Raw genomic sequence first — 15,014 nt, 5'->3', positions numbered from 1 at the left:
GGTGTCACCCAGGGGAGACACACTTAGCGATCACCAGGCCACGGACGGTTCGGGGGCGCTGGACGACGCAAGGAGCACACGAGATGAAAGACGCTCTCGCGATTCACCGCTGGCTCCTCGCCCACCAGATCCACCATGAGATCGTACGTCTTCCGCGCCCGTTGACATGCTCGGACGAGCTTCCCGAGGTGCTGGGGGTCACTCCCGAGACGTGCCTGTGCGTGTCGCTGTTCGAGGTGTCGGCGCGCGGGCGGACACACGAGGTGGCCGTGGTGAGCGCCGTGAACTCCTGTCCCGGGCCGGCGGCGGTGGGCGCCGTCCTGCGCGCCCACAGGGTAACCCCCGCGTCCGCCTTCACCGTCAACTCCGCCACCGACTACGCGCACGGCCTGGTCTGCCCGCTGCTGCTGCCCGACGATCTGACCGTCCTGGTGGACCAGCGCCTGATGGAGCGCGTCGATCCCGACGAGGTCGTCCACACCGCGACCGGCGAGCGCCGCACCGCGTTGCGAGTGCGCGCCATCCACCTGTTCGACCTGGTGGCGGCCAAGCCCGTCGACCTGACCGCCACCCAGCGGAGGGGTCTCGCGAGCCTCGTGAGTCCTATGCGGACCGCGTAGCCAATAGCATTCTGGACGTGCGCCGTACCTCACCGCCGGCCGGCACATGATCCGTAAGGCCGCGCTGCTGACATTGCTGACCGCCCTGCTCGCCTCCCCCGCGGGCATGGCCGGTACGGCTGTCGCGGCTCCTCCTCCGGGTCGTGCCGCGGCCGCGGCTCCGGCCGATCCGCTCCTCGTCAGCGAGATCACGCCGGAGGTCGTGCGCGTCGCCACCGCCCCCATAACGGTCTCGGGGTCCTTCTCGGGCACGCCGGGGTCCTCCGTGCGGGTCGCCGTCCGCTACTCCCGCGGCCGGCCGTTCGCCTCCCGCGCCGAGATGGCGGCCTACCTGTCGGAGCAGGGGTACGCCACCACCAACTGGAGCACCAGGGTCCAGGCCACGCCGCTCGACCAGTCGGGCAAGCTGCCCTTCCGGTTCACCGTGACCCCCGGGGAGCTGGGGATGCCCCGGCCCGGGGTCTATCCCTTCGAGATCGAGGTGACCGACGCGGCGACCGGGCAGCGGCTCGGGATCGAGCGGACCTTCCTGACATACGCCCCCAAGGGCGAGCAGATCCCCAAGGTCAAGCTGGCCGTCGCCCTGCCGATCGTGGACCGGCCCCACCGCGCCGACGACGCGACGTTCATGGACGACGACCTGTCCGCCTCGCTCGCCTCCGGCCGCCTGGCGTCGCTGCTCCAGACCGCGCAGGACACCGGCGACGGGGTGACCTGGTTCGTCGACCCCGCCCTGCTCGACGACGTCCGCGTCCTGTCCTCCGGCACCAGGAACGTGCGCGGCACGCGCAAGAACGCCGACCCGGCCGCGGGCCAGTGGCTGAACGGCCTGCGCAGCGCGCTGACGGACAAGACCGTCGTCGCCACGCCGTACGCCGACCCGGACGTGGCCGCGCTGGTCCACCACGGCCTCGACAAGCAGGCCGCGGCGTCCATCCAGCGCGGGGCGTCGCTCGCGAGCGAACTGCTCGGCCGGCAGATCCACGGCACCACCGCGTGGCCGGCCGGCGGCAAGATCGACCGCGACGCGGTGGACGAACTGGCGATGTCGGGTGTGACGTCCGTGCTGCTGTCGGGCGACGCGCTGCCGCCGCGGGGCACTGCGCAGGACACGGGGCAGGACGCGCCGCAGAACGGACAGCCCGTTGCTCCCCCGCCCGCGCAGACCACTCCCGACGCGGCGGCCAGGCTCGACACCGTCGCGGACAACCCGCTGACGGCGCTGCTGGCCGACCCCACGCTCAGCGAGGTCCTCGGCGGGAACGTGTCCGCCCCCGGCGCCGCGATGCTCGCGCGGCAGCGGTTCCTCGCCGAGACCGCGATGATCGCCTTCGAGCAGCAGACTCAGCAGACGGGTCAGTTCGGACAGACCGGCCAGACCGGCCAGGGCACGACCGCGAAGACGGCCACGCGCACGGTGATCGCGGCTCCCGAGTCACACCTGTGGACTCCCGACCCGGCGTTCGTCTCCAGCCTCCTGCAGGCCGCCTCCAGCGCCCCCTGGCTGCGCATGACCTCGCTCGAATCGGTCAAGCCCGGCCGGGCCGGGGTGCCGCGCGGCGACCTGACGTACACCGAGCACGACCGCCAGGCCGAACTGAGCCGCTCCTACCTCGCCACCGTACGCAAGCTGGAGCGCAAGGCCGACGCCGTGGCCACCGTCACCGAGGAGCACACGGACGTCTTCCACACGGCCATACTCCGGCTGGCCTCGGCCTCCTGGCGGGACGACGGCAAGCGGGCGCTGTCCTTCGCCGGGCAGGTGCAGAACGCGATCGACGAGCGCATCGACGACGTGTCCGTGCTCGACACCCCGCGCGCGGTCGCGGGAAGCAACGGCCAGGTCCCGGTCAGTGTGGCCAACAACCTGGACAAGGACATCCAGATCAAGATCCGGGTCACCTCGGCCAGCAAGTCGCGGCTCACGATCGACGCCCCCGGAGGGGTCTACGTGACCCCCACCACCAGGATCCTCTCGGGGCGCAGCCAGCTCGTGAACGTGCCGGTGATCGTACGCAACGAGGGCGGCGACGCGAGCATCTCGGTGCAGTTGCTGACCGACGGGGACGAGAAGTACGGCAGCGCGGTCCGCGTCGTCGTGCGCGCGACGGGCTATACCGGCATCGCCCTCGTCATCGTGGGGGCGGCCGTGGTCATCATGCTGGCCGCCGTGGTGATGCGCATCCTGCGCCGCAGGTCGCGCAAGGCGTTCCCGTTCGACGGGCCGAACGACGAGGACGGCCCGCCCGGCGACCGGCAGGGAGCCGTCCCGGCCGAGCGCACCCAGTCGCCGTAGTCTGGGTCGCCGTACTCTGGACCACCCTGAAGTCCGGGACCACTGGAGGAAGGCGGCCACCCGATTCCGGCCGCCGTGAACCGAAGGACAACCATGAGCAGGATGCTGCGGGCCAGCGCGATCATGGCGGCCGGGACGATGGTCTCGCGGCTCACCGGCTTCGTCCGCACGGCGATGCTCGCCGCGGCCATCGGCACCGTCGCCCTCGGTGACGCCTACAACGCGGCCTACCAGATCCCCTACATCCTGCTCGACCTGCTGCTCCAGGGCGTCCTCAGCGCCGTGGTCGTGCCGGTGATCGTGCGGGCGCAGAAGCGGGATCCCGACGGAGGGCAGGCGTTCGAGCAGCGGCTGATGACGCTGGCCGTGGTGGTGCTGACGGCCGTCGCGGTGATCGGCGTGCTGCTGGCCCGGCCGATCATGGAGCTCTACACCGCCTCGAACTGGTCCGACGAAAAGGTGGCGGTGGCCACCACACTGGCCAGGTTCCTGCTCCCGCAGATCGCGTTCTTCGGGATCGGCTCGCTGGCCGGGGCGATCCTGAACACGCGGGACAGGTTCGCCGCGCCCATGTGGGCGCCGGTGCTCAACAACATCGTGGTCATGGGCGTCCTGGCCGCCTACTACGCCGTCGGGACGTCCGACATCGAGAAGGTGAGCGAGCGCGACCTCATGCTGCTCGGGCTCGGCACCACCGCGGGCATCGTGGCCCAGGCGCTGGTCCTGATCGTCGCGCTGCACCGGGTCGGCTTCCGGTTCCGCCCGCGGTTCGGGGTGCGCGACACCGGACTCGGGGAGGCGGCCAGGACCGCCGCGTGGACGTTCGCCTTCGTCGGCATCAACCAGATCGGGTTCTGGGTCACCACCAAGCTCGCCACCGGCGCGGGCGACCGGGCGCCGGGCGCCGGCAACAGCGCGTGGGCGTACGCGTTCCAGCTCTTCCAGCTCCCGTACGGGATCATCGCGGTGTCGGTGATCACGGCGATGCTGCCCAGGATGAGCAGGCTCGTGGCGGACGGGGACTTCGCCACGGCCCGCGAGGAGTTCTCCTCCGGGGTGCGGCTGGTCTCCTCCGTCATCGTCCCGGCGGGCCTGCTGCTGATGGTGCTCGGCCCTGCGGTGACCACGCTGATCTTCTCGTGGGGCCACATGACGACGGCCAACGCCATCTACATCGGCCATGTCCTGCAGGTGTTCGGCGTCGCGCTCGTGCCGTTCTCGATCTTCCAGCTCCTGCTGCGGGTCTTCTACAGCTTCGGCGACACCCGCACCCCCGCGATCATGGCGGCGGTGAACGTGGTCATCAACGCGTCGCTCAGTCTCGTCGCCTACTTCACGCTCCCCGACCGGTACATCGTCATCGGACTGGCGTTCGCCTACCTGATCACGTACGTCGCGCTGACCGGGGTCGCGTGGGTGCTGGCGAGCCGGAAGATCGGCGGGCTCGGCGGCCGGGAGATCACCGCCGGCCTGGGCCGGATGTACGCGGCGGCCATCCCCGCGGCCGCGCTGGCGCTGGCGGTCCTGTGGCTGGCCAGGGAGGTCACCTCGATCACTCCGGTCACCTCGGCCGTGGTGCTCGTGGTGGGCGGCGGCGCGGGGCTGATGCTGTACATGCTGGCCGCGCACCGGCTGCGGGTGCCCGAGGTCCGTTCCATCATTGGACTTGTCGCAGGCCGGGTAGGACGGTAAGAGTCCTCAAGAACGACCGGCAACTGGAAGGTAACCCGAAAGTCCGATTCGGACGTCTTCGATCGGGAAGGCGGGCACAAGCGGCACGGCACTAGCATGGTGCGCCAGGGAGTGTTGAGACACACCCAGGGAACGTCCCGTAGATCTTGCCCTACCGATGGATTCGGCCGGGCGGGCGACGCGAGGCGGAGGAGGACCGGGCGGCGGCGCCGCGCGGGCCGATTCCGGCCCCGCGAATGCTCGTCTCCGGGGTCTCGCCGACCCGGCGGTGCTCCGCTCGGCGACCGCGGCAGGCAGGAGGTCTTAGGGGCGCGATCTGGAGTTTCGGACCGGCGAGCGGAAGCGGGAAGGCGTGGGCGGAACCACCCGGCATCGGCTGATGCATGCCGACGGGCCGCGGAGCGGGGCGGCCGCATGAGCATGTCCACGGTCGAACCGGGGACCCGGCTGGCGGATCGGTTCCGCCTGGAGGACAGGGTCCACGAGTCCGGCGGCGCGACCCTGTGGAAGGCCCTGGACGAGATCCTGGCCCGCCCGGTCGCGGTCCACACGTTCGCGCCCGATTTCCCCCGGGTGCAGGAGGTGGTCACCGCCGCCCGTCTGGCGAGCCGCCTGACCGACCCCCGCCTCACCCAGGTCTTCGACGCGGCCGACGAGGACGGCACGGCGTACGTCGTGAGCGAGTGGGTCAGCGGAGACTCGCTTCTCGACCTGCTGGAGAGCGGGCCCATCGAGCCCGAGCGCGGCGCGGCCCTGGTCGCCGAGGCCGCCGAGGCCCTGGCGCACGCGCACGCGGCCGGGCTCACCCACCTGCACCTGACTCCCGGCCGCCTGGTCTGGACGAGCGGCGGCACGGTCAAGCTCCTCGGGCTCGCCGTCGACGCCGCGATCCTCGACCTCAGCAGCGACGAGCCCGCCAGGGAGGACGCCGAGGGGCTGGGCCGCCTGCTCTACGCGGCGCTGACCGGCCACTGGCCCGGCGACTTCGACTGCGGGCTGCCCGCCGCGCCCCTGGACGACGGCAGGATCTGCACGCCCCGGCAGGTCACCGCCGGGGTCCCCGGCTACCTGGACGCCATCACCTGCCGCGCGCTGCTCCAGGAGCCGCGACGGGGGCAGCCGCCGCTGGCCACTCCGGCCGACGTGGCCGAGGCGCTCGCCGAGGTGCCCCGCCCCGCGCCGGCCCCCGTCACCACCGCGCCGCCCGCGCTGAACCTGCGCAGCGAGGCGCCGGACGGGCTGGGCGTGTCCACCATGCCGCCCCACATGCCGTCGCATATGGGGCCGCAGATGACGATGGTCCCTCCGCCGCGCCCGCAGACCGGCACCGCGAGCAAGATCCTGCTGACGGTCATCGTCCTGCTCGTGATGGCGGCCGTCGGCGTAGGCGCCTGGACCGTGGGCAAGAACCTCGGCAACACCCCGAGGGGCGTGGCGCAGTCGGACTCCGCCGCCTCTCCCTCCCCCTCCCGCAAGCCGGTCACCGTCAAGCCGGTGAGCGCGACCGGGTTCGACCCCCTCGGTTCCGACCGCGCCGAGAAGCCGGAGATCGCCCCGCTCGCCATCGACGGCAAGCCGTCCACCGACTGGCACACCGACAGCTACAGCAGCGCCGACCTGGGACGGCTCAAGGACGGCGTCGGGCTCATCCTCGACATGGGCAAGCCGGTCTCCGTCGCCGACGTGGTCGTCTCCCTGGGCGACGCGGGCGGCTCGACGGTGCAGCTCAAGGTGGGCGACGCGGCGGAGCTGTCCTCGTTGAAGACCGTGGCGGAGAAGAAGGGCGCATCGGGTTCCGTGACGCTCACTCCGGAAAAGGCCGCTACGGGTCAGTACGTTTTGATCTGGTTCACCCGGCTTCCCTCCTACAACGGGCAGTATCGTGGCACTATCTACGAAGTAACGGTGCATTCCCCAGGATCGGCATAGCAGGGACTTGTGAATTCCCCACCAGACAATCCCCCGACGGCTGAGCACGCGCGACGCGCGATGCCCGATGCCGATCTGCTGGCCCGCCATCTCGGCGGCGACCCTCACGCGTTCAGCGAGATCGTCAGGCGGCACCGCGACCGGATGTGGGCGGTCGCCCTGCGTACGCTCGGCGATCCCGACGAGGCCGCCGACGCGGTCCAGGACGCGTTCGTCTCGGCGTACCGGAAGGCGGACAGCTTCCGCGGCGAGGCGGCGGTCACGACGTGGCTCCACCGCATCGTGGTCAACGCCTGCCTCGACCGCATGCGCCGCAAGTCGGTACGCCCGGTCGCCGACGACGAGCTCATCGAGGCCGCGGAACGCGAGGTCCCGGCCACGGACCAGGCGGGCGAGCGCGAGGTCTCCCTGGAGGTCACGGCGGCGCTCAAGCTGCTGCCGGCCGACCAGAGGGCGGCCCTCGTGCTCGTCGACATGATGGGGTACGCGGTGGACGACGCGGCGGCGGTGCTGGGCGTCCCGCCGGGCACCGTGAAGAGCCGCTGCGCGCGGGGACGCGCCAAACTCGCCCCGATTCTTTCGCATCTGCGGAACCGATCTGACCTCACTCGCGTCTCATCCGGGAAGGGAGCAGAACTTCGTGACGGGTGACACGCACTACGACCTGGAGGTTCTCGCCGAACTGGCGGAGGGTCTCCTCGACGACACCACGGCCCGGCGGGTCCGCGAGCATCTCGCGGTCTGCGACCCCTGCGGGGAGAGCCTCGCCGACCTGGCCGCGGTCCGCGAGGTCTTGGCGGCGCTGCCGGTGCCGGCGATGCCACTGGGCGTCGCCAGACGCATCGACCAGGCGCTGGCCGCCGAGGCTCCGGACTGGGACCGCGTCCTGCGGGACGCCCCATGGGACAGCGCTCCGTGGGAGAACGTCCCGTGGGAGACGGTCGAGCCTCCGGTCGCGACCCCGGTGGGAACCACCGCGGAAACCGATGTGGAGACGCACGTGGAGCCGGAGCGCGAGCCGGTGCCGGTCGCCGCGACCGCGGCTCCCCTGGGTGTCGTCGCCGACGACGGGACGATCGTGCCGGCCAGGCGCCGCTCTGGAACGCGTACGGCGGGCCGCAAGGCGTCCAGGCGGCGCACGTGGGCGCTGCCGGCCGCGGTCGCCGCGGCGGCGGCCGTCGTGATCGGGAGCGGCGGTCTCGCCACCGGCCTGCTCTCGTTCGGCGACTCGCCGTCCCAGCAGGTGGTGAGCCAGGCCCAGCCCGGCCAGAGCCCGGCCAAGGCGCAGGCGCTGACCTACTCGACCTACGCGAGCGGCCACAACTACACCAGCCGTGAGCTGCGCGGGCCGCTGCTCGGTTACTTCGGCGTGGCGCCCGGCTCGGGCACCAACGACGACGAGGACCTCGACACCTGTGTCAAGCGGTTCTCGACCGAGCTCGACCGCACGCCGATCGGCGTCGACAAGGCCCTCTACAACGGCAACGAGGCCACGGTGATGGCGTTCTGGGAGGACAAGAGCAGCAACGCCGTCCGGGTGGTCGTGGTGGACTCGCAGTGCCACAAGCTGCGGCCCGAGGTCCTGGCCTCCTGGAAGTGACCACGCGGCGCGAGCCGTACCATCAGCAGTGACGAAGCCCCCCGCGACCTCCGGGGGGCTTCGCCGTATCGGGGACCGGCCCGGGAATGACCGGGGCCTAGGATCTGTTGTCGGCACTGCACATCAACCGGGAGCGAAGAAGGCGGGTCCGTTGAGCGACGTTCGTAACGTGATCATCATCGGGTCGGGGCCGGCCGGCTACACAGCGGCCGTCTACACCGCGCGCGCGGACCTCAAGCCGCTCGTCTTCGAGGGGTCGGTCACCGCCGGCGGGCGTTGATGAACACGACCGATGTGGAGAACTTCCCCGGGTTCCCCGACGGCATCATGGGCCCGGACCTGATGGACAACTTCCGCAAGCAGGCCGAACGGTTCGGCGCCGAGCTGGTGGCCGACGACGTGGTCGAGGTGGACCTCGAGGCGAACCCGAAGGTCGTCAAGACCTACACCGACACCTACTACGCCAAGGCGGTGATCCTGGCCACCGGGTCGCGCTACCGCGAGCTCGGGCTGGAGAACGAGAAGCGGCTGTCGGGGCGGGGCGTGTCGTGGTGCGCCACCTGTGACGGGTTCTTCTTCCGCGACCAGGACATCGTGGTCGTCGGCGGCGGGGACACGGCGATGGAGGAGGCGATCTTCCTGACCCGGTTCGCGAAGTCGGTGACGGTGATCCACCGCCGCGACTCGCTGCGTGCCAGCAAGATCATGCAGGATCGGGCGTTCGCGAACGAGAAGATCCGCTTCATCTGGGACAGCGAGGTCGCCGACGTGCTCGGCGAGGAGCGGGTCTCGGGGGTGCGGGTACGCAACGTCAAGACCGGCGAGGAGTCCGACCTGCCGGTGGGCGGCGTGTTCGTCGCGATCGGACACGAGCCGCGCACCGAGCTGCTCAAGGGTCAGGTCGATCTGGACGAGCAGGGGTACATCGAGGTCGATTCGCCGTCGACGCGGACGAACATCGACGGGGTGTTCGCGGCCGGGGACGTCGTCGACCACATCTATCGTCAGGCGATCACGGCGGCCGGGACCGGATGTGCGGCGGCGCTGGACGCCGAGCGCTGGCTGACGCTGAACGCCTGAGTCCCGACATCGGGAATGCGGGGACCGTCCCCGCGGTTGTCTGCACCGCCACACCACTCACGCAAGGGGAGAGATACCGTGGGCGCGATCAAGAGCGTGACGGACGCGAGCTTCGAGGCCGAGGTCCTCAAGAGCGACAAGCCGGTTCTGGTCGACTTCTGGGCCGAGTGGTGCGGCCCGTGCCGTCAGGTCGGGCCGATCCTCGAGGAGATCGCCGCCGAGAACGCCGACAAGCTGACCATCGTCAAGCTGAACATCGACGAGAACCCGGTCACGCCGCGGGACTACGGTGTGCTCCAGATTCCGACGATGAACGTCTACAAGGGTGGCGAGGTCGTCAAGCAGATCATCGGCGCCAAGCCGAAGGCCATGCTGCTGCGCGAGCTCGACGGCGTCATCTGACGCCGTTCCCGCCGGCACCACCCGAAGAGCCCCCCGTGCGTGCGGCGCGGGGGGCTTCCGCGTTCTCCGGTGCTCCTGGGACTCCTGGAAGCCCCTCAGACGGGCCGCAGGGCCCGCTCCGGGGACATGGACCCCAGCAGGCGCTCCAGCGCCACCTCGACGTCCTCACGCCACGACACGGCCGTCTTGAGCTCCAGCCGGAGCCGGGGGAAGCGCAGATGCGGGCGCACGGTCTTGAACCCGACCGACAGCAGGTAGTCCGCGGGCAGCACGCAGCCGCCCGGCTGCTCCCACTTCAGGTCGCCGAACGCCTCGATCGCCCGTACGCCGCGGCGGGTCAGGTCCTTGGCGACGCCCTGCACGAGCATCCGGCCCAGCCCGCCGCCGGTGAACTCCGGCACGATGTGCGCGGTCATCAGCAGCACGGCGTCCGAGCTGACCGGGGACGTGGGGAACGCCACCGAGCGCGGGACGTACAGCGGCGGGGCGTAGAGCACGAACCCGGCCGCCACGCCGTCGACGTAGGCGATCTTCCCGCAGCTCCCCCATTCGAGAAGGGTCGCCGAGATCCACGCCTCCTTCTCCAGGGCCGGGTCGCCCGCCTCCACGGCGCGCTCGCCGTTCACGGGGTCGAGCTCCCAGAACACGCACCGCCGGCACCGGCGCGGCAGGTCATCGAGATTGTCGAGGGTGACATTGACCAGCCGACGCGACACGTGATGCCCCAATCCCCGTCAGGAGTCCTGCCAGAAAAGCGCGCGAATACGGCGTCTCCAGCTCGCATCGTAACTCAGCGGAAGGGCGGGAGCGGGTGCGCCACAACGGTCGCGGACGACCATTAAAGGGGTTGGCCGGGCCGAAACCAGTGGTGCGGGAATGCAAGAAAAGGGGCCCTTGATGGTCAATACCCTGTTGTGATCGGAGTGGCGCGTTACCGTACCCTGGATTTCTCGGCTACGTGATCGGAGGTGGACCGTGGCACAAGAGCTTGATCACGGTCGGACGAACGTGACCCATGGGTCGCGCATTGACGCCTACGTCGACAGGTACGCCGCCCGCGCCGCCGGGATGGTCGCCTCCGAGATCCGAGCTCTCTTCGCCGTCGCATCGAGGCCCGAGGTGGTCTCGCTCGCCGGCGGCATGCCGTACGTCAACGCGCTCCCCCTCGACCTCGTCAGCGAGCTCGTCGCCGACCTGGTCACCTCGCGCGGCTCGGTGGCCCTGCAGTACGGCTCCGGGCAGGGCGACCCCGCCCTGCGCGAGCAGATCTGCGAGGTCATGCGCATGGAGGGCATCGAGGCGAACGCCGACGACGTGGTCGTCACGGTGGGCTCGCAGCAGGCGCTCGACCTGATCACCCGGATCTTCATCGACCCCGGCGACGTCGTGCTCGCCGAGGGTCCCTCGTACGTCGGGGCGCTCGGAACGTTCAGCGCCTACCAGGCCAAGGTCGTGCACATCGCCATGGACGACCAGGGCCTCATCCCCGAGGCCCTCGCGCAGACCATCTACGCGCTCCAGGCGGCCGGCAACCGGATCAAGTTCCTCTACACGATCCCCAACTTCCAGAACCCGGCAGGCGTGACGCTGAACGAGGTGCGCCGCCGCCAGGTGCTGGAGATCTGCCGCCGCGCCGGCGTCCTCGTGGTGGAGGACAACCCCTACGGACTGCTCGGCTTCGACGGGGAGCCGATGCGGGCGCTGCGGGCCGACGACCCCGAGGGCGTCGTCTACCTCGGCTCGTTCTCCAAGACCCTCGCCCCCGGCTTCCGCGTCGGCTGGGCCCTCGCCCCGCACGCCGTACGCGACAAGCTGGTCCTGGCGATGGAGTCGGCGGTGCTGTCGCACTCGTCCTTCACCCAGCTCGCCGTCGGCCAGTATCTGGCCACCCAGCCGTGGCGCGAGCAGATCAAGTCGTTCCGTGAGCTGTACCGCGAGCGGCGTGACGCGCTCCTGGGCGCGCTCGACGTGCTCATGCCGCCCGGTTGCACGTGGACCCGCCCCGCCGGCGGGTTCTTCGTCTGGGTGACGCTCCCCGAAGGGCTCAACTCCAAGGCGATCCTCCCCCGTGCGGTCGCCGAGCGGGTCGCGTTCGTGCCGGGCACCGGCTTCTACTCCGACGGCGGCGGCTCGCGGAACATGCGGCTGTCGTTCTGCTACCCCGAGCCCGACCGCATCAAGGAGGGCGTGCGCCGCCTGGCCGGTGTGATCGAGCAGGAGCTCAGGCTGCGGGACACGTTCGGCACGGGCTCCACTCCGGGGCGCGCCGGCGTCGACACCCCCGGCCCGGATCTCGCCTAGACACGTACGGCCGCTGCCCCCCACGTGACGGAGGAGCCGCCCATGACACCGCTCATGGGCGGCTCCGGCGCAAGTACGACCTTGTCTGAGACGTGACGCGGCGACGCGGCGGCGCGGGCGGGGCACTAGCCTGTTCAGGCTGGCCGTACTGACTTCTCGAGGCGAGAAAGGCCCTCTTCGTGAGCGAGCGAACGATGACCCAAGGATCGCCCCCCGCGCGTCCGTGGAGGGGGACGCGACCCGGACCAGGCGAGACAGATCACCGCCGGCCCGGAACCGGCGCCGCGGCGGAGCGCATCGGCGGTGAGGCGCCATGAGCGATCTGGGCCACGTGCTCATCCTCGCGGGAGGGCTCTCCTACGAGCGTGAGGTCTCCATCCGGTCCGGACGCGCGTCGCGGAGGTCCTGCGCGCGGCCGGTGTGGACGTGGAGACACGCGACGCCGACGCCACCCTCGTGCCCGCCGTGCTGGCGGACCCGCCGGACGCGGTCTTCGTCACCCTGCACGGCGCGCCGGAGAGGACGGCGCCATCCGCTCGGTACTCGAACTCCTCGACGTGCCCTACGTCGGGGCGACGCCGGACGCCTGCCGGGTCGCCTTCGACAAGCCCACGGCGAAGGCGGTCGTCCGCTCCTGGGGGCTGAACACGCCCGACTCTGTGGCGCTGCCCAAGGAGACGTTCCACGATCTCGGCGCCACGGCCGTGCTCGCCCGCATCATCGACCGGCTCGGCCTGCCGCTCTTCGTCAAGCCCTCGCGCGGCGGTTCCGCGCTGGGCGCCTCCATCGTGCGCACGGCGGAGGAGTTGCCCGCCGCGATGGTCGGGTGCTTCGCCTACGGCGACACCGCGCTCATCGAGCGGTACGTCCAGGGCGTGGAGGTCGCGGTCTCCGTGGTGGACCTCGGCGACGGACCGGTCGCCCTGCCACCGGTGGAGATCGTGCCCGACCGAGGCGTGTACGACTACGCGGCCCGGTACACGGCCGGGCAGACGGAGTTCTTCGCGCCGGCCCGGCTCTCCCCCGAGGCCACCGAGGCGTGTGCGGGTATGGCGGTCGCCGCCCACACCGCGCTCGGCCTGCGCGACATCTCCCGCACCGACCTCATCGTCGACGCCGACGGCAAGCCGTACTTCCTCGAGGTGAACGTGGCGCCCGGCATGACGGAGACCTCTCTGCTGCCGATGGCGGCGGAGGCAGCGGGCCGGGACCTCGGCACGCTGTGCAAGGGACTCCTGGAGCTCGCCGCCACCCGAGGCTGACCCCGCCCTCGGTTTCACGTGAAACACTCCCCTCCAGGCTCGCCTGGAGGGGTTGCTCCGACCAGCAAGCACCCGAGCGGCGAGGACGCTCAGACGTCAGCGTTCGGCGACCGCGCGCTCCCCCTGGGGCGGCACAGCGAGCGTTGTCAGTAGAGTGTCCAGGACTTTGGCCGGGTCCGGTCACTGCGCCGGAAGGAACCTCCGGTCCTCGCGAAGCCCGCTCCGCTCCACCCACGAAAATTCCTCGCAAGCTCGGAATTTCCGCGGGGCCCGGTCTGGGCCTTCGCTGCGGTCCTCGCTCCCTTCCGCTCCGCTCCCTCCTCCACGGCGATCGTTGGCCACAGCACAGCAGGGACGCCGGGCGAGCGTGACACGCTCCAGCCACCACGGTACGACCGCCCCAGAAGGTCCCCTCCCGATCGCCGCCTGCCGAGACGAGCGTGGCATTGGCGCTCACGCAGATGCCGTCGGGCAGACAGATGGCGGACTCGGGCGCAGCGGGTCGTCACATCGGCGCGGTGGCCCTCGCCAGTAGGCCCTGGCGCGATGTTTCACGTGAAACCGGTGGCTAGCCGCCTGTGCTACTGCAGGTTCTGCGGTTACTCCGTCGTGATGCCCCTGGTGCGCATCGCGTGGGCCGCGTCGGGGGCCATCGTGTCGATGATGCGCTCCAGGTCGTCGATCGTGGAGAACTCCACCACGATGCGCCCCTTCCGGCTGCCGAGATCGACCTTCACCTTCGTCTCGAAGTGGTCGGAGAGTCGATCGGCCAGGTCGCGAAGCGCCGGGGCGGTCGGCTTCTTCGCCCGGGGCTTGCGTGGAGCCGGCCCCGCCGTCGCCTCGCCCAGCGCCACGATCTCCTCGACGTCCGGACCGACAGCCCCTCGGCCACGATCCGGGTAGCCAGCCGCTCCTGGGCGGCGGGGTCGTTCAGCGTCAGCAGCGCCCGCGCGTGCCCGGCGCTGATGACCCCGGCCGCCAGCCGGCGCTGCACCTCGGGAGGAAGGTTAAGCAATCGCAGGGTATTGCTGATGTGCGAGCGCGACCGTCCGACCTTCCTGGCGAGCACCTCGTGGGTGGCGCCGAAGTCGTCCAGAAGCTGCTGGTAGGCCGCCGCCTCCTCCAGCGCGTTCAGCTGCTCCCGCTGAAGGTTTTCGATCAGCGCCTCGCGGAGCATCTCGTCGTCCTGGGTGCTCCGGACGATCGCGGGGATGCGCTCAAGCCCGGCGATCTGCGAGGCGCGCCACCTCCGCTCCCCCATGATGAGCTCGAAGCGGCCGTCCTCCACTGCGCGGACGACGACCGGCTGCAGCAGGCCGACCTCCTTGATGGAGGCTGCGAGCTCGTCGAGCCGGTCCTCGTCGAACACCTCCCGCGGCTGCCGTGGGTTCGGGGAGATGGAGTCGACCTCGATCTCCTGGAAGTAGGCGCCCTCGACCGGACGCAGGCCGGCCACGTCCGTCCCCGGCGCGGCCGACAGCGGACCGGCGGGCGGAGGAGCGCTCGCCACGGACGCCGGATCGACGATCGGTCCTGTGGGGATCAGAGCCCCAAGACCCTTGCCCAGTCCCCGACGCTGCTGGCTCACCGCTGCTCCCTCATACCCGCACCCGCACAGAAGGCGGTGCCCAGCGACTCGGGGTCACTGGGCACCGGCACGCACACCAGGAGAGAGTACCGCTGCGAAGCCCCGCCATGAGTCTCCGCGCTTTCAGCCGTGCACGCCCCACCCTCAGACCCCGGCACGGGGCCGGGCGTAAGGAGCGGGGCGGGCGGGAGCGAGGACCGCAGCGAAGGCCCAGCGGAGCGGGCTTCGCGAGGACCGGAGCTTC

At 70.9% G+C, this 15,014-nt stretch carries 9 protein-coding genes and 3 pseudogenes; 10 read left to right on the top strand and 2 right to left on the bottom strand.

Features of this window, described 5'->3' with window-relative positions; all coding sequences use genetic code 11:
• Positions 1-83 precede the first annotated feature (83 nt).
• The 8 genes and pseudogenes from B1L11_RS10030 to trxA all read left to right on the top strand — a co-directional run bounded on the left by B1L11_RS10030 (position 84) and on the right by trxA (position 9,619).
• Positions 84-620, top strand: a complete 537-nt coding sequence (locus B1L11_RS10030) for an aminoacyl-tRNA deacylase (protein ID WP_079314220.1) — start codon at positions 84-86, stop codon at positions 618-620.
• A gap of 46 nt (positions 621-666) precedes the next feature.
• Positions 667-2,916: a hypothetical protein gene (locus B1L11_RS10025; protein WP_079314219.1), complete on the top strand. Its 2,250-nt coding sequence runs from the start codon at positions 667-669 to the stop codon at positions 2,914-2,916.
• Between the two features lie 93 nt (positions 2,917-3,009).
• Complete coding sequence (murJ, locus tag B1L11_RS10020) at positions 3,010-4,608, top strand: murein biosynthesis integral membrane protein MurJ (RefSeq protein ID WP_079314218.1); 1,599 nt, start codon at positions 3,010-3,012, stop codon at positions 4,606-4,608.
• Between the two features lie 414 nt (positions 4,609-5,022).
• Positions 5,023-6,537: a protein kinase family protein gene (locus B1L11_RS10015; protein ID WP_079314217.1), complete on the top strand. Its 1,515-nt coding sequence runs from the start codon at positions 5,023-5,025 to the stop codon at positions 6,535-6,537.
• 60 nt (positions 6,538-6,597) lie between these two features.
• Entirely contained in the window at positions 6,598-7,188 is a 591-nt protein-coding gene (gene sigM / locus B1L11_RS10010; protein ID WP_079314216.1) for an RNA polymerase sigma factor SigM, read from the top strand.
• Entirely contained in the window at positions 7,178-8,137 is a 960-nt protein-coding gene (locus tag B1L11_RS10005) for an anti-sigma factor (RefSeq protein WP_079314215.1), read from the top strand. Before sigM ends, B1L11_RS10005 begins: the two co-directional genes overlap by 11 nt.
• A 151-nt stretch (positions 8,138-8,288) precedes the next feature.
• Positions 8,289-9,217: pseudogene (gene trxB, locus B1L11_RS10000) on the top strand (thioredoxin-disulfide reductase).
• A 78-nt stretch (positions 9,218-9,295) separates the two neighbouring features.
• Positions 9,296-9,619, top strand: a complete 324-nt coding sequence (gene trxA / locus B1L11_RS09995; protein WP_030508599.1) for a thioredoxin — start codon at positions 9,296-9,298, stop codon at positions 9,617-9,619.
• A 95-nt stretch (positions 9,620-9,714) separates the two neighbouring features.
• Here the strand turns inward: trxA and B1L11_RS09990 are convergent, their stop codons facing one another.
• The gene (locus B1L11_RS09990; protein ID WP_079314213.1) at positions 9,715-10,335 is read right to left on the bottom strand and encodes a GNAT family N-acetyltransferase; all 621 of its coding nucleotides are present in this window, start codon (positions 10,333-10,335) and stop codon (positions 9,715-9,717) included.
• A 352-nt stretch (positions 10,336-10,687) separates the two neighbouring features.
• Here B1L11_RS09990 and B1L11_RS09985 point away from each other — a divergent pair, with 352 nt between their 5' ends.
• On the top strand, positions 10,688-11,920 hold the full coding sequence (locus B1L11_RS09985; RefSeq protein ID WP_079314262.1) for a PLP-dependent aminotransferase family protein: 1,233 nt from the start codon (positions 10,688-10,690) through the stop codon (positions 11,918-11,920).
• Between the two features lie 313 nt (positions 11,921-12,233).
• Positions 12,234-13,182, top strand: a pseudogene (locus B1L11_RS09980) (D-alanine--D-alanine ligase).
• A 599-nt stretch (positions 13,183-13,781) separates the two neighbouring features.
• On the opposite strand, the pseudogene B1L11_RS09975 reads toward B1L11_RS09980, so the two are convergent.
• Positions 13,782-14,770, bottom strand: a pseudogene (locus B1L11_RS09975) (ParB/RepB/Spo0J family partition protein).
• Positions 14,771-15,014 lie beyond the last annotated feature (244 nt).

Origin of the sequence: Microbispora sp. GKU 823 (genome assembly GCF_002027145.1) — a bacterium.
GTDB classification, from domain to species: Bacteria; Actinomycetota; Actinomycetes; order Streptosporangiales; family Streptosporangiaceae; genus Microbispora; species Microbispora siamensis.
Note: the sequence above shows the minus strand (reverse complement) of the source record. Positions and strands in the feature narration are given on the sequence as shown.

What these genes read in the sequence shown, in the direction of transcription:
- B1L11_RS10030 (WP_079314220.1), top strand. Translation starts at nt 84, where the DNA reads ATGAAAGACGCTCTCGCGATTCACCGCTGGCTCCTCGCCCACCAGATC.
- sigM (WP_079314216.1), top strand. Translation starts at nt 6,598, where the DNA reads ATGCCCGATGCCGATCTGCTGGCCCGCCATCTCGGCGGCGACCCTCAC.
- B1L11_RS10015 (WP_079314217.1), top strand. Translation starts at nt 5,023, where the DNA reads ATGAGCATGTCCACGGTCGAACCGGGGACCCGGCTGGCGGATCGGTTC.
- B1L11_RS10025 (WP_079314219.1), top strand. Translation starts at nt 667, where the DNA reads ATGATCCGTAAGGCCGCGCTGCTGACATTGCTGACCGCCCTGCTCGCC.
- B1L11_RS09985 (WP_079314262.1), top strand. Translation starts at nt 10,688, where the DNA reads ATGGTCGCCTCCGAGATCCGAGCTCTCTTCGCCGTCGCATCGAGGCCC.
- murJ (WP_079314218.1), top strand. Translation starts at nt 3,010, where the DNA reads ATGAGCAGGATGCTGCGGGCCAGCGCGATCATGGCGGCCGGGACGATG.